Annotated in this window: 13 protein-coding genes and 1 pseudogene; 13 read left to right on the top strand and 1 reads right to left on the bottom strand. The window is 71.8% G+C overall.

Going from position 1 to position 16,483, the window contains the following annotated elements; translation table 11 throughout:
* Positions 1 to 21 precede the first annotated feature (21 nt).
* From GTY58_RS08210 to GTY58_RS08170, 9 genes are all read left to right on the top strand, one after another.
* Positions 22 to 2,550: a thioester reductase domain-containing protein gene (locus tag GTY58_RS08210; RefSeq protein WP_010982989.1), complete on the top strand. Its 2,529-nt coding sequence runs from the start codon at positions 22 to 24 to the stop codon at positions 2,548 to 2,550.
* The gene (locus tag GTY58_RS08205; RefSeq protein WP_010982988.1) at positions 2,547 to 3,683 is read left to right on the top strand and encodes an alpha/beta fold hydrolase; all 1,137 of its coding nucleotides are present in this window, start codon (positions 2,547 to 2,549) and stop codon (positions 3,681 to 3,683) included. The genes GTY58_RS08210 and GTY58_RS08205 overlap by 4 nt, the downstream gene beginning before the upstream one ends.
* A gap of 63 nt (positions 3,684 to 3,746) precedes the next feature.
* Positions 3,747 to 4,547, top strand: coding sequence for an alpha/beta fold hydrolase (locus tag GTY58_RS08200; protein WP_010982987.1), 801 nt, complete (start codon positions 3,747 to 3,749; stop codon positions 4,545 to 4,547).
* A 14-nt stretch (positions 4,548 to 4,561) separates the two neighbouring features.
* Positions 4,562 to 5,032: an RpiB/LacA/LacB family sugar-phosphate isomerase gene (locus GTY58_RS08195; protein WP_010982986.1), complete on the top strand. Its 471-nt coding sequence runs from the start codon at positions 4,562 to 4,564 to the stop codon at positions 5,030 to 5,032.
* Positions 5,033 to 5,117: 85 nt separating this feature from the next.
* A complete protein-coding gene (locus tag GTY58_RS08190; RefSeq protein ID WP_078234682.1) occupies positions 5,118 to 5,615 on the top strand; it encodes a carboxymuconolactone decarboxylase family protein in 498 nt (165 codons plus the stop codon).
* A gap of 163 nt (positions 5,616 to 5,778) precedes the next feature.
* The gene (locus tag GTY58_RS08185; RefSeq protein WP_052082301.1) at positions 5,779 to 6,306 is read left to right on the top strand and encodes a GAP family protein; all 528 of its coding nucleotides are present in this window, start codon (positions 5,779 to 5,781) and stop codon (positions 6,304 to 6,306) included.
* 210 nt (positions 6,307 to 6,516) lie between these two features.
* The gene (locus tag GTY58_RS08180; protein WP_042492851.1) at positions 6,517 to 7,776 is read left to right on the top strand and encodes an acyltransferase; all 1,260 of its coding nucleotides are present in this window, start codon (positions 6,517 to 6,519) and stop codon (positions 7,774 to 7,776) included.
* A gap of 187 nt (positions 7,777 to 7,963) precedes the next feature.
* Positions 7,964 to 9,583, top strand: coding sequence for a subtype B tannase (locus tag GTY58_RS08175; protein WP_237528741.1), 1,620 nt, complete (start codon positions 7,964 to 7,966; stop codon positions 9,581 to 9,583).
* Between the two features lie 217 nt (positions 9,584 to 9,800).
* Positions 9,801 to 10,691, top strand: a complete 891-nt coding sequence (locus GTY58_RS08170) for an NAD(P)-dependent oxidoreductase (protein WP_010982981.1) — start codon at positions 9,801 to 9,803, stop codon at positions 10,689 to 10,691.
* A 72-nt stretch (positions 10,692 to 10,763) separates the two neighbouring features.
* Here GTY58_RS08170 and GTY58_RS08165 read toward each other — a convergent pair whose 3' ends face one another.
* Positions 10,764 to 11,342: a TetR/AcrR family transcriptional regulator gene (locus GTY58_RS08165; protein WP_037645921.1), complete on the bottom strand. Its 579-nt coding sequence runs from the start codon at positions 11,340 to 11,342 to the stop codon at positions 10,764 to 10,766.
* Between the two features lie 273 nt (positions 11,343 to 11,615).
* On the opposite strand from GTY58_RS08165, the gene GTY58_RS08160 reads away from it, so the two are divergent.
* From GTY58_RS08160 to GTY58_RS08145, 4 genes and pseudogenes are all read left to right on the top strand, one after another.
* Positions 11,616 to 12,188: a 2Fe-2S iron-sulfur cluster-binding protein gene (locus tag GTY58_RS08160; RefSeq protein ID WP_010982979.1), complete on the top strand. Its 573-nt coding sequence runs from the start codon at positions 11,616 to 11,618 to the stop codon at positions 12,186 to 12,188.
* A complete protein-coding gene (locus GTY58_RS08155; protein ID WP_010982978.1) occupies positions 12,185 to 13,177 on the top strand; it encodes a xanthine dehydrogenase family protein subunit M in 993 nt (330 codons plus the stop codon). Before GTY58_RS08160 ends, GTY58_RS08155 begins: the two co-directional genes overlap by 4 nt.
* A pseudogene (locus GTY58_RS08150) lies at positions 13,174 to 15,316 on the top strand (xanthine dehydrogenase family protein molybdopterin-binding subunit). Before GTY58_RS08155 ends, GTY58_RS08150 begins: the two are co-directional and overlap by 4 nt.
* Complete coding sequence (locus tag GTY58_RS08145; protein WP_010982975.1) at positions 15,309 to 16,469, top strand: XdhC/CoxI family protein; 1,161 nt, start codon at positions 15,309 to 15,311, stop codon at positions 16,467 to 16,469. The pseudogene GTY58_RS08150 and the gene GTY58_RS08145 overlap by 8 nt, the downstream one beginning before the upstream one ends.
* The last annotated feature ends 14 nt before the right edge of the window (positions 16,470 to 16,483 follow it).

The following is a 16,483-nucleotide window of genomic DNA, read 5'->3' as shown; positions in this document are numbered from 1 at the left end:
AGCACACCGTGAAGGGTTCTCATGCGTGAGGTGAACGAGGGCGCGTCGGCGTACCCCGGACAGCGGGCGACCGGCGAGTCGATCGAACGGGGCGGCGGCGGGCTCAGCGTGAGCGACCTGCTGGCCAAGGTCATGACGGCCGCCGCGCCCCAGCCGACCGGCAGCGGTACGGAGTCGGGGCCCGGCGCCGGTCCGACGGCCGGTCCGTCGCTCGATGTGGACGGCCTCGCCGTCGCCGTCGCCGCCACCGCGGGCCGCTATCTGCCTGGGGGGCACCTGTCGCCGGACAGTGACTTCTTCGACGCCGGGGGCACGTCCGTGCACGCCGTGGAACTCGTCGCGGAGCTGGAACGCGAGCTGGGCATGGAGATCGCCCTGGACGACGTGTTCGCCGACGCCCGGCCGCGCACCCTCGCCCGGCGGTGGCTGTCGGCCGGCGGCGCCCCGGCCGCCCACTCAGCAACTCCGGCGACCCCGGAGCCCACCGCGGCCGGCGTCGCCGCGACGGGCGTCACCGCGATTGGCGCCACTGCGGCCGGTGCCGCCGTGGCCGGTGCCACCGCGGCCGGCGTCGCCGCGACCCCGGGCCTCCTCCCGCTCTCCGCCGCGGGCACCCGTCCGGCGCCCGCCCCGAGCGGCCTCCCCGTCCCGTCCCCCCGCACCCCACCGGCGGTGGCGGCCACCCCGCCGCCCGGGAGCGGCGACGCCCCCTACTCCACCGCCCGCCGCGAGGACCTCGACCAGATCCTGGCCGACCTCGCGCTCGCCGATCGCCTGCCCTGGACCGGCGCGCCCGAGCCGCTGCCGCCGCGCCGGATCCTGCTGACCGGCGCGACCGGCTTCCTCGGCAGCCACATGCTTCTCGACCTGCTGCGGCACAGCGACGCCCACGTCTACTGCCTGGTCCGCGCCGCCGACGAGGAGGCGGCCACCGCCCGGCTGGGCCAGGCGCTGAAGGGCTACGAGCTGCCCTGGTCGTCGGAGGTCCGCCGCCGGGTGACCGTGCTCCCCGGAGACATCCGGCACCCGCGCCTCGGCCTGTCCGACGACCTGTGGAACACCCTCGCCCACGAGCTGGACAGCGTCGTCGGCGTGGCGGCGGCCGTGGACTTCCTGCGCGGCTACCCCTCGCTGCGGCAGAGCAACGTCCTCGGCGCGCTGACCCTGGCCGAACTGGCGGCGACCGGCCGGCCCAAGCCGCTGCACCACATCTCCTCGATCGCGGTCTTCAACGAGGTCGGCATCACCGCCATGGGCGAGGACGACCCGCTCGCCCGCGTAGACCGGCTCGTCGCGGGCTACGACCAGACGAAGTGGACCGCCGAAGTCGCGCTGCGGCGAGCCCGCGACCACGGTCTGCTGGTCACGGCGATGCGCCCGGGCGGCATCGGCGGCCACACCAGGACCGGCGCCTACAACCCCCAGGACCTCAGCAGCGGCCTCATCTCGGCCTTCGGCCGCTTCCGCACCGTGCCCGCGTTCCGCTACCTGAACGCGGCCCCGGTGGACTGGGTGAGCCGGGTCGCGGTCGGCGTCATCTGCGAACCCGACGCCTGGGGCTACGACTACAACCTGACCGGCGTGCCCAACACCCTCGACGACGTCGTACAGGACATGGCGCTCGGCGGCATGCACGTGCGCGTACAGGACTGGGACGAGTGGCGCACCGACGCCCTGGCCCGCCTGGAGGCCGACCCGGTGCCCGAACTCGCCTTCCTGACAAGGGTGTTGCGGAGCCCCACCGCCCTCAAGCTGTGCGAGGCGACACTGAAGGGCCCGGCGGCCCACGACGACCGCACCGCCGCGCTCGTCGAGGCGCTCGGGCTCGGGCCCGCGGCCCGCTACGACGCCCAGGCGCAGCTCAGGACGTTCGAGCGGCTGGCCCGCGACGGCCTCGCCCGGCTGCCGCACAAGGACGACCAGCCGTACCTGTGGTTCTCCGAGAGGACCGAGGGCGGCGTCGGCCCGGTCGGCGCCCCCGCCGACACCCCCTGCTCGATGGCGCTCACCCTGTCCATCGCGAGCATGTACCAGCTGGTGAAGGAGCGCCGGGTGGACGTCAGCGGCGAGCTGGTGTGCGCGGCGGTGCACCCCGAGCCGCTGACGGTGGAGCGCGGTGACGTCTGGATCCGCCCCGAGGAGGGCATCCCGGAACAGCACGGTATGCGACATCAACTCCTGCGCTACCGGCTGGAGTTGCGTGACACCGACGGCGGCCACTGGTGGCTCGAGGGCCACAAGTACGCCCGGGCCCGCCGCGACGTGTGGCGGCAGACCCGCGCGCTGACCGTCGAGATCGGCCGTGCGGGCGAACCGGCGCGACTGACGGGCGAGGTCGTCGTACCGGCGGACAGCTATGTGCGCGACCAGATCGACGGCATCAAGGTCGACCCGCGCCTGACCAGCCAGGAGAAGCGGGCCGCCAAGCTGACCTGGCTCGCCTGGTTCGGCCTTGAGGTGGGCCGCGGTCTGCTCGGCCCCTTCGCCCGGGTCGCCGCGGACCTGCTCGACCTGCGCCGCAACCCGACCCTCACGGAGCGCAACCGATGATCTTCAGGACGACCGACTCCACCACCAGGCCGGCGCTCCGCAGGGTCAGGACCACCACGACCCTGCGCCCGCTCCACCACCGCCTCGATCCCGCGCGCGTCGAGGAGATCCCCTTCCGCGCGGGGGACGGGGTCCGGCTCGGCCTGACCCGCGTCGACAGCGGCGAGCCCGACCGGCCCGCGGTGCTGCTCCTGCACGGACACACCGCGTCCGCCGACATGTTCTTGCTGCCCGAGACCCGCAACCTCGTCGACGCCCTCCTCGACGACGGCTACGAGCCCTGGCTGCTCGACTGGCGCGGCAGTTGCCGGCTGCCGTACAACGAGACCGGCCAGAAGTACACGTACGACGACGTCGCCCTGTACGACATCCCCGCGGCCGTCTCCCACATCCGCGGGCGCATCGGCGACCGGCCGTTGTTCGTGGTCGCCCACTGCATCGGCTCGCTCACGCTGTCGCTGAGCATGACGGCGGGGCTGGTGCCGGGGCTCGCGGGCGTCGTGTCGCAGGGCGTGTTCCTGACGCCGAAGCTCGCGGGCCGGACCTCGCTGCGGATGTCGGTGGCCGGAGAGCTGCTGAAAACCCGGATCGATCACATCCCGGTCGACTTCCGCAAGGTGGGCCTCTGGTCGAAGTACACGCCGCTGTTCGCACTGGCCTCCCGCAAGGCGAGCTGCCCGGACCCGACCTGTCAGATCCTGCACAACTCGGCGTGGGGGACGGGCGCCTCGCTGTTCGTGCACGAGCACCTGTCCGAGGCCACCCACGACCGGCTCGCCGAGCTGCTAGGCCCCGCGCCGCTGTGGATCCTGCCGCATCTGCGCCGGATCGAGCTGGCCCGCAGCGTGGTCCGCTGGCACGACACCGACCACCGCTACCGGGAGTTGCCGCAGAACGCGCTGGACGCGGCCGGCCGTATCGACACCCCGGTCCTGCTGATCGCGGGCAGCGAGAACGGGCTGTGGCTCGACTCCCAGAAGCTCTGTCACGACGTACTCGCGCGCAGGCAGCCGTACTTGGACGTCTCGTACACCGAGATTCCCGGCTACGGTCACCTCGACACGTTCCTCGGCCGGGGCGCCGCCCTCGACGTGTTCGGTCACATTCTCGACTTCCTGGGCGAACGGCGGTGACGGCAGCGGAGCGGCCGACTACCGTACGCGTCAGTAACCGGACCGCACTCCAGGAGGCGACCCATGCCGCAGCTCGCTGTCGACGGCGCAGGAATGACGTACGACGACGAGGGCCCGCACGACGGTGACGGCGGTGTGCCTCTGGTGTTCATCCACGGCTGGACGGCCGACCGGCACCGCTGGGACCACCAGATGGCGCACTTCGCCGACAAGCGCCGGGTGGTCCGGCTCGACCTGCGCGGGCACGGGGAGAGCGGGGGTTCGGCGCGGACGATCGACGAGCTGGCCGGGGACGTCATCGCTCTCCTCGACCACCTGGAGATCGACCGGTTCATACCCGTCGGCCACTCGATGGGCGGGATGATCGCGCAGACCCTCGCGCTCGCCCACCCCGAGCGGATCGAGCGCCTGGTGCTGGTGAACTCGATCAGCCGGATGACCTACAGCCGGGGGCGGGGGCTGCTGATGGCGGCGTCCACGCTGGTGCCGTTCAAGCTGTTCGTCGCCGCCAACATCCAGCGGGCGTTCGCCCCCGGTCACCCGCGCGAGGAGGTCCGGGAGTACATCCGGGCCTCCTCGGCGACGCCGCGGGACGTGGTCATGACGTACTACGCGGCCATGCGGTCCTTCGACGTCCTCGACCGGGTCGGCGAGATCCGGATGCCCACCCTGCTGGTGCACGGCTACTACGACATCCAGTTGCCCGTCTCACAGATGCTGCGGATGGCGAAGGACTACCCGGACGCGGTGGTCCGGATCGTGGACGCCGGCCACGAACTGCCGGTGGAGAAGCCCGCGGAGCTGACCTCGGCGCTGGACCGGTTCGTGACCGGCCAAGTGGGAGGCGTCCAGCTCGTCGGCTGAGTAGTCTCCGAGGCATGCGGATCTCCGTCTCCTCGGACATGGACGAACCCGTGGCCCGCTCTCTGCTCGCGGAACTGCGCGGCCGCGGCCACGAGGTCGTGGCGCACGGCGCGCTGCGCCCCGGCGACGACACGCGGTGGGCGGCGTGCTCGGCGGCGGCGGCCCGGGAGGTCGCCACCGGGACGTCGGACCAGGCGGTCGTGTGCTGCTGGACCGGCACGGGCGCGTCGATCGCCGCGAACAAGGTGCCCGGCGTGCGGGCGGCTCTGTGCACGGACGCGTACACGGCGGACGGCGCACGCCGCTGGAACGACGCCAACGTGCTGGCGCTCAGCCTGCGGCTGACGTCCCAGCCCCTGCTCAGGGAGATCCTCGACGCCTGGTTCGCCGCCGAGGCCGGCGAGGACGCCGACGACCGGGAGAACGTGGCGCACGTCGGGCGGCTGGACGCGGACAGGACCGGGGGCGCCGCCGACCGCGGGTGACGCGTTCCTCGGCCGTGCGAACATTCCCGTGGCCGAGGAGACGGCCGCGCCAAAAGCCGACGCCGCAGCACCGAGGAGTTTCACGTTGAGCGACACGACAGCAGGTCCCGTGGGCACGCGGGGCACGCGGGTCTTCATCGACAAGCAGAGCCCGAAGGCCTATCACGCGTTGGTCGAAACCTCCGAGGCGGTCCGCGCGGTCGCCGCCGACGCGGGGCTGGACCGTGTGCTCGTGGAGCTGATCAATCTCCGCGTGTCGCAGATCAACGGCTGTGCGTACTGCCTCAGCCTGCACACGAAGGCAGCGCTGCGGGTGGGTGAGACTACCCAGCGCCTCGGTGTGCTGGCGGCGTGGCGCGACACCGAACTGTTCACATCACGGGAACGCGCGGCCCTCGCCCTGGCGGAGGTGACCACCGACCCCGCGGACGCCACCGCGCAGGAGCACGCCTACGACGCCGCCCGCCAGGTTCTCACCGACGACGAGATCTCCGCGGTGATCTGGGTGGCGGTCACCATCAACGCTTTCAACCGGGTCTCCATCATGAGCAAGCACCCTGTGCGCGGGATCCCCCACCAGTAACGGATACCCGTCGGGTCGGATCACCCGTTCGTCCCCCGCATCGCGCCGCCGGGGCGGCTGCCGTCGATGATGTCCGTGGGGGCACGTTGCAGTGGGCGTTCCGGCGGTCGCCGGCTGCATGCCTGTTCGCCTCGGCCGCCTATCGCCGTCCGGAGGCAGGTACATGGGGAAGGTGCTCGGCGATGTCGGCGGGTCGGAAGGAGCTTCCGGCCACGGGCAGCCGGCCACCTGGGTCGGGGGGGGGCTCAAGCTGGGCCTGGGAGTGCTGCTCGCGCTGTTCGGTGTCCGGCTGTGGCACCGGCGCCCCAGGGACGTCTCCCAGGCGCGACTGCCGAAGTGGATGGCCGCGATCGACAGCTTCACCCCAGTCAAGATCTTCGGGCTCGCGCTGCTGCTGTCGGCGGCCAACATCAAGAACGCCACGTTCACCATCGCCGCGAGCGCCTCGATCAGCTCGTCCGGGATTCCGTTGGGGCAGCAGATCGGGGCGCTGGCGGTGTTCGTGGTCATCGCGTCTCTGGGGATCCTGGCGCCGCTGGCGGTCTTCCTGATCGCGGGAGAGCGAGCACGGAACACGCTCGACGGCTGGAAGAACTGGGCCGCACAGCACAACATCCCCGTGATGGCGGTGCTGTGTTTCGTGATCGGGCTGAAGCTGCTCGGGGACGGCATCGCCATCCTCACCGGTTGACCGTCCTCCGACGCCCTCCCTCTCGCGGATGCTTCCGCTTGATTCCTCGTCCCCCACACGTCGCCGCGTTCGCACGCGCCACCCGAGGTCCGCGGTCGGTGTCCTGGGTGGCACGCGGCTGACGCGCCGGACACGCCGGGGGGTGGTGCCCGGCGCGCTCGCCCCCCAACACTGGTGGTGCAGGCGGCAGTCGGGGGAGGGGCACCGGTCATGGCGACCCGCATCGAACAGGTAGGGCAGGCGCTGCCGGAGCGGCGTCCGGAGCTCGACGCCATCCGGATGCTCGTGGTGTTCGGGCTGATCTTCTTCCACTCGGCCCTCGTCTTCGCGACGGACGACGACTACTACGTCAAGAACTCCGAGACCACGCAAGTCATCATGATCCTGGCCGGCTTCGCGGTCGTCTGGGCGATGCCGGTGCTGTTCCTGATCTCCGGCCTGGGCTCGTGGTACTCGCTGCGCCGCCGCGGCGCGGCGGGCTTCGTCAAGGAACGCCTGTTGCGCCTGGGCGTGCCGCTGGTCTTCGCCACCCTCGTCCTGAACCCCCTGCCGCAGTGGCTGCGCCTGCGCTCCGCGGACCCCGGCTACGACGAGTCCTACCTCGCCTTCCTCCCTCACTTCTACGACGTGCATGTCGAACTCGCCGAGTTCCCCTTCCTCTTGCAGGGCGAGCACTTCGAGACCGGCCACCTCTGGTTCGTGGTGCTGCTGCTCGCCTTCTCCCTGATGCTGGCGTTCCTGTTCCGCGTGCTCGCGGCGGATCGCCTCCGACCCGTCACCGACCGGCTGGCGCAGGCCACCTTCCGCGTCCGCGGGGCGATCCTTCTGCCGGCGCTTCCGCTCGCCCTGCTCTGCGCCTTCGCCGGCCTGGAGGAGGACTACGCCGGCTGGCATCGCTGGGCCTATCTGGTGTTCTTCGCCGCGGGCTGCGCCCTCGCCGCCGATGACCGCGTCCGCACCGCCATGCGCCGGGCCGCGGTGCCGGCCGGCCGGCTGGGGGGTGTCCTGTTCGCCCTGTCCGGCCCCGGCTTCGCCGTCGCGGACGAGCCCTTCACCGAGATGACCGCCCTGGGCATGGCGACCCGCGCGTTCTTCGGGGCGGCCGGCTGGTGCCTGGTCGTCGCCATCCTCGGCCACCTCGACCGGCGCCGCGCGGCGCGGGCCGTCGGCCGGACTCCCGACCCGCTCTCTTCCGGGCGCCACCGCGTGTACGCCTACCTGGGCGCCGCCGTGCTGCCGGTCTACGTACTGCACCAGCCCGTCGTCGTGGCCGTCGCGTACTTCGTCGTGGGCTGGAACGCCCCGATCCCCGTCGAATACGCGGTGATCGTGATCATCTCCCTGGCTGTCACCCTGTCGGTCTACGAGCTCCTGGTGCGGCGCACGCGTGTGACGCGGTTCCTTCTCGGAATGCGGGTCAATACACCTGACCGACCGCCACGGCCCGGGACTTCCCCGCGCTCCCGCTGACAAGAGGCCGTCATATTCCCTCCGTCCGCTGAGGGAATGGCGCAGCCATGGAAATGCTGTGTGTTCGCGATGAATTACATATGCGTCCGCGATAACGTCGACAGGATTGTTGACAATATCGCGTCGGGTCTTTTACGTTCGCAAGCGCAAGATCAGCACAGAGCGCGGCCGTGAATGGGAGAGATCAATGAAGCACAGGGCAATGAAGCGCAGGACCGTCGTCATGGGAGTCGGCGCGGCAGCCGGCGTCGTGGCGGCCGGCGGATTCGCCTTGAGCGCGCAGGCGTCGGGTACGTCCGGTTCCAAGTCCTCGGATTCTTCGGACGCGTTGGTTTTCGACAAGGACGCTTTCACGGTTTTGACGACGACCATCACCACGGACGGGGGTGACAAGGAGGTCAAGTATCACTTCTACAAGGCGATCACCTATGTCGCCAAGCCGGTGGACGAGAAGTACCAGAGCCTGAATGTGAGTGTTCCGGTCGAGATCGACGGGACGGCGGTGGATGCGACGAACGCGCCGATCCTGTTCGCGAACTCGGTGGGCGGCTACATGCCGTCGTCGGTGGCGGACGCGACCGGGGTGGGCGGCGCCGCGATGACCGGCATGCCCGGCGGCGGCGCGAGCGCGTCGCCCAGCGCCTCGGCGTCGGCCGGTACGGGTGCGGGCGAGGTGCAGTCCGGCGGCAACGGGCAGGTGAATGCCGGCGGTGAGATGGTCAACAACGGCAAGCTGGCCCTGGCGGCCGGCTATGTGGTCGTCGAGCCGGGTGCGCGCGGGCGGACACTGACGGATTCCAGTGGCACGTACTACGGGACGGCACCGGCCGCGATCGTGGACCTGAAGGCCGCGGTGCGCTACGTCCGCTTCAACAAGGGCCGCATCCCCGGCAACACGGCCCGGATCGTCTCCTCCGGCACCAGCGCGGGCGGCGCGCTCTCGGCGCTGCTGGGCGCGTCCGGCGACAGCCCCCTCTACGACAGCTACCTGAAGGATCTCGGGGCGGCCGAGGCCAGCGACGCGATCTTCGCCAGCGGCGACTGGTGCCCGATCACGGATCTGGAGCACGCCGACATGGCCTACGAGTGGAACTGGGGTGCCAACAAGCTGAGCACCGGCACACTCGTCGACCAGAGCGTCTCCAAGGAACTGAGCACCGCCTTCGCCGACTACCAGGCCTCCCTCAGGCTGCGCGCCAAGGGCTTCGGCGCGCTGACCGCACGCAATCTGGACGACTACCTGCTGCGCACCTACCTTCAGCCGTCCGCCACCACTTACCTCAAGGGCCTGTCGGAGACGGAGCGGTCGACGTATCTGGCGGCGAACACGTTCATCACCTGGGACGGGACCGTCGCGACCTTCACCTGGGCCGACTTCCTGACCCATGTGGGAGCGCGGAAGAAGGACACGCCCGCGTTCGACGCGTTCGACCTGTCCGCGGGCGAGAACAACGAGTTCGGCACCGGAACCACCCAGGCCCGCCACTTCACCCTGTACAGCCTGCGGCACGAGAAGGGCGGCAGCGCCCGGCTGGACAGCGACCTTCCCACCAAGCTCGATCTGATGAACCCGATGTACCACCTCGTCAAGGAGCAGAACCCCCACCGGTCCAAGCACTGGTGGATCCGGGTCGGCACCAAGGACAGCGACACCTCCCTGTCCGTCGTCGGCAACCTCGCCGCGAGCCTGGAACAGCTCGGCGACGACGTCGACACGCTCTACTACTGGGACCAGGGCCACGGCGCCAACACCGACGCCGCCGACTTCATCACCTGGATCGCCAAGGTCACCGGCTACAAGAAGTAGCCCGGTCCCCGGCCACAACAAGTAACCCACCATCAACCGCGACGCCGAACCCACGTCCCTCAGTCAGCGTGGGCCCGGCGTCGCGGTGTTGTGACGACCCCGTCCGTGCCGTGGCCGGGAAAGCGCGCTTGTGAGGGGCACACTCCTGGGAGCCGGTGCGCCCGGGCATCCTGAGACGCGCCGGCCCCGCAGACCCCCAGCACAGAAGGCTGACGTCATGACCGACACCCTCACCGTGAGCGTCCTCGGCACCGGAATCATGGGAGCGGCGATGGCCCGCAACCTCGCCCGGGCCGGACACACCGTCCGGGCCTGGAACCGCACCCGCGCCAAGGCCGAGCCGCTGGCCGCCGACGGTGCGCACATCGCCGACACCCCGGCCGAGGCCGTGGAGGGCGCCGACGTCGTCCTCACCATGCTGCACGACGGTGACGCCGTCCTGGGCGTCATGCGCCAGGCCGCCCCCGCCCTGCGCCCCGGGACCGCCTGGATCCAGTCGACCACCGCCGGCCTCGACGCCCTCACCGGCCTCGCCGACTTCGCCCGCGAGCACCGGCTGGCCTTCTTCGACGCCCCCGTCCTCGGCACCCGCCAGCCCGCCGAAGCCGGACAGCTCGTCGTCCTCGCCGCCGGCCCCACGGAGAGCCGGGAGACCGTGACGCCCGTGTTCGACGCCGTCGGCTCCCGCACGCTGTGGACCGGCGAGGACGGCGCGGCCGGCAGTGCCACCCGCCTCAAGCTCGTGGCCAACAGTTGGGTCATCGCCGCCACCAACGCCACCGGAGAGGTCCTCGCCCTGGCCAAGGCCCTCGGCGTGGACCCGCAGAACTTCTTCGACGCCATCGCCGGCGGCCCCCTCGACATGGGCTATCTGCACGCCAAGGCCGACCTCGTCCTCAACAACGGTCTCACCCCGGCCAGCTTCGCCGTGAGCACGGCCGAAAAGGACGCCCGCCTGATCGTCCAGGCCGGACAGGAGCACGGCGTCCGCCTCGACGGAGCCGAGGCCTCCGCCGAACGCCTCCACCGCGCCGCCGCCCAGGGCCACGCCGACGAAGACATGGCCGCGGTCTACTACGCCAGCTTCGACGAGACACGGACCCCCTGACGACGGCGGTCGGCGCGGCCGCATGGATCGTCTGCGGGCCGGGCCGGGCCCGGGGCCGCGGGGGCGTGACGCTCAGCGCCCGCGTGCCCCGGTGCGCAGGCCGTCCATGACCAGGTCCAGAAGGCGGGCGGCGCGTGGCTGCCAGTCGCCGTGCGGGTCGATCTGCCAGAGGCCGGCGATGGCGAGGATGAAGTCGTCGGGGGTCACCCCGGGGCGGATCGTGCCGGCCGATTCGTTCGCGTCCAGCAGGAGCGCGGCGGCCGCGGTCACCGGTTCGTGCCCCGGTTTGGCCGGGCTGCCCGGCGCGCTGGTCGCCTTGCGAATCGCCTCGGCCATGCCTGCCTTGGCCATGGCGAACTGGGCGAGCCGGTCCATCCACTCCCGCAGGGCCTCGTCCGGTGCGCGGGTCCGCAACAACTGGGCCGCGGTGTCGGCGACCTGCTGCATCTCGTAGCGGTAGATCTCCAGGACGAGGGCCTCGCGGTTGGGGAAGTTGCGGTAGAACGTCCCCTGCCCGACGCCCGCCTTCTTCGCGATCGCGCTGAGCGGGGCGTCCGCCGAGCACGTCAGCTCCGCCAGGGCGACTTCCAGGATGCGCTCGCGATTCCGTTGCGCGTCCGAGCGCAGCGGTGCTTCCTTCTTCTGCTGCACCCGTCCTCCTTCCGGCATCACGGCGAGACTCCCTCCGGAAGTCGCGGCCGGGCCGCCCTTGCTAAGCGGACAGCTGTCCGTTAGGTTTTCCATGTAACGGACAGCTGTCCGCTTAGCGCCACCATAGCGGCAAACAGGGCCCGTGGGGATGGCCGGAACCGATCGCCCACCGGCATTCTCTCGTACCTCTCCAATTGAGGGACCGCCCCTTCGGCTCCCCTGAGGCTCCCGTTCGACTTCGACGCGCACCACGAACGCGAAAGAAGGCTGACCATGGCCCCATCGACGTCCAGCGCCATCACCCTCAACATCAACGGGGAGAAACACACGCTGCCCGTCGACCATCGCACCACCCTGCTCGACGCGCTGCGCGAGCGGCTCGATCTGACGGGTACCAAGAAGGGCTGTGACCAGGGCCAGTGCGGTGCCTGCACGGTGCTCCTCGACGGACGCCGGGCCGTCTCCTGCCTGCAGTTGGCGGTGGCCGCCGAGGGGCGCGTCATCACCACCATCGAAGGCGTGGCGGACGGTGAGCAACTCCACCCGGTGCAGCAGGCGTTCCTCGACCTCGACGGCTACCAGTGCGGATACTGCACCCCGGGCCAGATCTGTTCGGCCATCGCGGTGATCGAGGAGCACGCGGCGGGCTGGCCGAGCGCCGTGACCGCCGACGTACGTCCCGAAGCGGGAGCGCCACCGCTCACCGCCGACGAGATCCGCGAACGGATGAGCGGCAACCTCTGCCGCTGCGGTGCCTATGTGTCCATAGTCCAGGCGGTCGCGCGGGCGGCCGAGGCGCACGCGGCCGACGCTCAGGCGGCCGAGGTCAAAGGGGCCGCGGCATGAGGGAGTTCGACTATCAGCGGGCGTTCGACGTCCCGGGCGCGGTCGCGTTGCTCGGCGCCGATCCCGACGCGCGCTTCCTCGGCGGCGGCACCAATCTCGTCGACCTGATGAAGTCCGGCGTGGAGCGGCCCGGCCGTCTCGTCGACGTACGTGAGCTTCCCCTGGACCTCGTCGAGCCGACCCCGGAAGGCGGACTGCGCATCGGCGCCACCGTCACCAACAGCGATCTTGCCGTCCACCCCGACGTGCGGCGTCGCTACCCGGCGTTGGCGCAGGCCGTCCTGGCCGGCGCCTCGGGCCAGCTGCGCAACATGGCCACCGTCGGCGGGAACCTGCTCCAGCGCACCCGCTGCGGCTACTTCACCGACCTCGCCCAACCCTGCAACAAGCGTCTCCCCGGCAGCGGTTGCCCCGCCGTCGAGGGCGAGCACCACAACCACGCGATCCTCGGCGCCTCCGCCCACTGCGTGGCCACCCATCCCTCGGACATGGCGGTGGCGCTCGCCGCCTTCGACGCGGTCGTCTCGTACGAAACCGCGGACGGAGAAGGGGAGTTGGCACTCGCGGACTTCTATCTGCCCGTCGGTGACACCCCGCACCGGGAGACCGCCCTGCCGCCGGGTGCGCTGATCACCGGCGTCACCCTCCCGCCGAGCCCGGTCGCCGCCGTCTCGCGCTATCGGAAGGTGCGCGAACGGGCGTCGTACGCGTTCGCGATCGGCTCGCTCGCCGCCGCCCTCGACGTCCAGGACGGCGTCGTACGCGAGGTGCGCCTCGCCTTCGGCGCGGTCGCGTCCCGGCCGTGGCGGGCCCGGACGGCCGAGCGGGCGCTGACCGGGCGCCCGGCGAGCGCCGAGGCGTTCGCCGCCGCCGCGGACGCCGAACTGGGCGCCGCCGAGGTCCTGCCGCACAACGGATACAAGGTGCCGCTGCTGCGCAACCTCGTCGTGGCCGTGTTGACCGAACTCACCGAGGAGGCCGCCCGATGACCACGACCACCCAGGGCGCCGCCCGGGCGACGGGTGCCGTCGGAACCGCGCACACCCGCGTCGAGGGCCGCGACAAGGTCACCGGAGCGGCACGCTACGCCGGAGAGATTCCGTACGACGAACTGGCCCACGGCTGGCTGGTGTTGTCCACCGTCGCCCGTGGCCGTGTCCGCACGGTCGAGTCCGACCCCGTCCTCGCGATGCCGGGTGTCCTCGCCGTCCTGCACCACGCCAACGCGCCGCGCGTCACCACCGACTACATCGGCATCGTGGGGCGTCCCGACCCGGCCCTGGGGATCTTCCAGGACGACCGGGTGCCGTACGTCGGCTGGCCGGTGGCGCTCGTCGTGGCCGAGACTTCGGAGCAGGCCAGGGAAGCGGCCGAGGCACTGGTCGTCCGCTACGACGAGGAGCCGCACGACGTCGAGTTCTTCGCCGGGCATCCCGGTCTGTACACGCCGCAGGACAGCCCGCTCGTGCAGGCGGAGGCGGTGAAGGGCGACGTGGAGGCCGAACTGGCGGCGTCCGACGTCGTCGTGGACGCGGAGTACGCCACTCCCGGAGGCGTACCACTGCCCGCTGGAGCCGCACGCGGCGACGGCCCGCTGGGACAGCGGCCGGCTCGACGTCGTCGACTCCAACCAGAGCACCGTGTGGGTGGCCGGCGAGCTGGCCCAGCTGTTCTCCCTCGACCCGGCCTCGGTGCGGGTGCGGTCGGAGCACGTGGGCGGCGGCTTCGGGTCCAAGGGGGTGCGCCCGCACCAGGTGGCCGCCGTCATGGCCGCAACGGTTCTGCACCGCCCCGTCAGAGTCGTACTGACCCGTCGGCAGATGTTCTCGCTGGTCGGCTACCGCAGCCCCACGGCGCAGCGGATCAGGCTCGGTGCCGACCCCGACGGGCGGCTGCGGGCCTTCGACCACCAGGCGCAGAGCCTCACGTCGACCGTGCACGAGTTCGTCGAGTCGAGCGCCGTCCTCGGCCGTGTGCTGTACGACGCCGACGCGCACCGCACCACTCATCGCCTCGTACGGCTCGACGTGCCGACCCCGACCTGGATGCGTGCGCCGGGCGAGGCGCCGGGCTCGTTCGCGCTGGAGTCGGCGCTCGACGAACTCGCGGAGAAGTGCGGCCTGGACCCGATCGCCCTGCGCGCGCGCAACGAACCCGGGGCGGGCCCTGTGTCCGGGCTGCCGTTCAGCAGCCGCAATGTGCTCGCCTGCTTCGAGGAGGGCGCCCGCAGGTTCGGCTGGGCGGACCGCGATCCGCGTCCCGGCGTGCGCCGCGAGGGGCGCTGGCTGCTCGGGACCGGTACGGCGGCCGCCACGTACCCCTCGGGGGTCGGCCCGTCCACGGCGGCGGTGACCGCGGAGGCGGACGGCACCTTCACCGTGCGGATCAACGCGGCGGACATCGGGACCGGAGCACGGACCGCGCTGACCCTGATCGCCGCGGAGGCGCTGGCCGCCGAGCCGGGACGCGTCCGCGTGCACATCGGGGACAGCGACCTCGGTCCGGCGATGTTCGCCGGCGGCTCGATGGGCACCCGCTCCTGGGCCTGGGCGGTGACGGCCGCGGCGGGCGAGCTGCGGGAGCGGCTGGCCCTGGGCGGCGGCATTCCGCCGGAGGGGATCACCGCACGGTCGGACACCACCGAGGCCGTCGGCGGCCTCGCGAAGAAGGAACGGCACTCCTTCGGAGCGCAGTTCGCCGAGGTCGCGGTCGACACCACCACCGGCGAGGTACGCGTACGGCGGATGCTCGGCATCTTCGCCGCGGGCCGGATCGTCAACCCGCTCACCGCGCGCAGCCAGTTCCTCGGCGGCATGGTCTGGGGTCTGTCCATGGCGCTGCACGAGGAGGCCGTCAGGGACCATTCCTCGGGCGGCCTCGTCGGCGCCGACTTCGCGGGCTACCACTTCGCCGCGAACGCCGACGTCCCTCTGCTCGAGGCGGACTGGGTGGAGGACCCCGACCCGGACGACCCGGTCGGGATCAAGGGCATCGGCGAGATCGGCGTGGTCGGTGGCGCGGCGGCGATCGCCAACGCGGTCTGGCACGCGACCGGCGTACGCCACCGGCAGCTCCCGATCAGGCCCGACCGTGTCCTGCTGGCGGCGGAGGGATCCAGGAGTGCTTGACATCGCCGAGGAGCTGAACCGCTGGGTCGGGGAGGGGCGCGGCTTCGCCGTGGCCACGGTCGTGGCCGTCGGCGGCAGCGCGCCCCGCCCGCCGGGCGCCGCCCTCGCCGTCGACTCCGACGGCACGGTCATCGGCTCCGTCTCCGGCGGCTGTGTGGAAGCAGCGGTGTACGACAGTTGCGTCCAGGCGCTCCAGGACGGCACCACCGTCCTGGAGCGGTTCGGCTACAGCGACGACGACGCCTTCGCGGTGGGGCTCACCTGCGGCGGGGTCATCGAGGTCCTGGTCACGCCGGTCGGCGTGGACGCACCTGGCCGGACCGTGTTCGCGGCGGCCCTCTCGGCCGCCGCCCGGGGGGAGGCCGCGGCGGTCGTCCGCGTGTCCCGGGGGCCCGCCGAACTGCTCGGCCGGGCCCTGCTGGTCCACCCGGACGGATCGTACGAAGGAGGTCTCGACGGGCATCCCCGGCTGGACCGGACGGCGGTGGCCGAGGCCCGCGCGATGCTGGACACGGGCCGCACCGGCACGGTCGAGGTCTCGGAGAGCGGAGCGCGCTGCCCGGGCGGACTGACGCTGTTCGTCGAGTCGAGCGTGCCGCCGCCCCGGATGATCGTCTTCGGGGCCGTCGACTTCGCCGCCGCGCTGGTGCGCACCGGCAAGTTCCTCGGCTATCACGTGACCGTGTGCGATGCCCGTCCCGTCTTCGCCACCCGGGTCCGCTTCCCCGAGGCGGACGACCTCGTGGTCGACTGGCCGCACCGCTACCTCCGGGACACGCCGACCGACGAGCGCACGGTGCTGTGCGTGCTCACCCATGACGCCAAGTTCGACGTGCCGCTGCTCGTGGAGGCCCTGCGGCTGCCGGTCGCGTTCGTCGGCGCGATGGGCTCGCGCCGGACCCACGAGGACCGCGACCGCAGACTCCGCGAGGCCGGCCTCACCCCACGTGAACTGTCCCGGCTGCGCTCACCGATCGGCCTCGACCTCGGCGCCCGTACGCCCGAGGAGACCGCCCTGTCCATCGCGGCAGAGATCGTCGCGGCCCGACGGGGCGGGACGGGCGTACCACTGACCGGCTCACCGACCCCGATCCACCACGACCTGTCCGATGCCCCCGGCCCGGTGACCGCGGGGACGAGGGCGGTCGGATGACTCACGACGCCGAG

Origin of the sequence: Streptomyces sp. SID5469 (assembly GCF_009862865.1) — a bacterium.
GTDB lineage: Bacteria > Actinomycetota > Actinomycetes > Streptomycetales > Streptomycetaceae > Streptomyces > Streptomyces avermitilis.
Note: the sequence above shows the minus strand (reverse complement) of the source record. Positions and strands in the feature narration are given on the sequence as shown.

What these genes read in the sequence shown, in the direction of transcription:
- GTY58_RS08210 (WP_010982989.1), top strand. Translation starts at nt 22, where the DNA reads ATGCGTGAGGTGAACGAGGGCGCGTCGGCGTACCCCGGACAGCGGGCG.
- GTY58_RS08205 (WP_010982988.1), top strand. Translation starts at nt 2,547, where the DNA reads ATGATCTTCAGGACGACCGACTCCACCACCAGGCCGGCGCTCCGCAGG.
- GTY58_RS08200 (WP_010982987.1), top strand. Translation starts at nt 3,747, where the DNA reads ATGCCGCAGCTCGCTGTCGACGGCGCAGGAATGACGTACGACGACGAG.
- GTY58_RS08195 (WP_010982986.1), top strand. Translation starts at nt 4,562, where the DNA reads ATGCGGATCTCCGTCTCCTCGGACATGGACGAACCCGTGGCCCGCTCT.
- GTY58_RS08185 (WP_052082301.1), top strand. Translation starts at nt 5,779, where the DNA reads ATGGGGAAGGTGCTCGGCGATGTCGGCGGGTCGGAAGGAGCTTCCGGC.
- GTY58_RS08180 (WP_042492851.1), top strand. Translation starts at nt 6,517, where the DNA reads ATGGCGACCCGCATCGAACAGGTAGGGCAGGCGCTGCCGGAGCGGCGT.
- GTY58_RS08175 (WP_237528741.1), top strand. Translation starts at nt 7,964, where the DNA reads ATGAAGCACAGGGCAATGAAGCGCAGGACCGTCGTCATGGGAGTCGGC.
- GTY58_RS08170 (WP_010982981.1), top strand. Translation starts at nt 9,801, where the DNA reads ATGACCGACACCCTCACCGTGAGCGTCCTCGGCACCGGAATCATGGGA.
- GTY58_RS08160 (WP_010982979.1), top strand. Translation starts at nt 11,616, where the DNA reads ATGGCCCCATCGACGTCCAGCGCCATCACCCTCAACATCAACGGGGAG.
- GTY58_RS08155 (WP_010982978.1), top strand. Translation starts at nt 12,185, where the DNA reads ATGAGGGAGTTCGACTATCAGCGGGCGTTCGACGTCCCGGGCGCGGTC.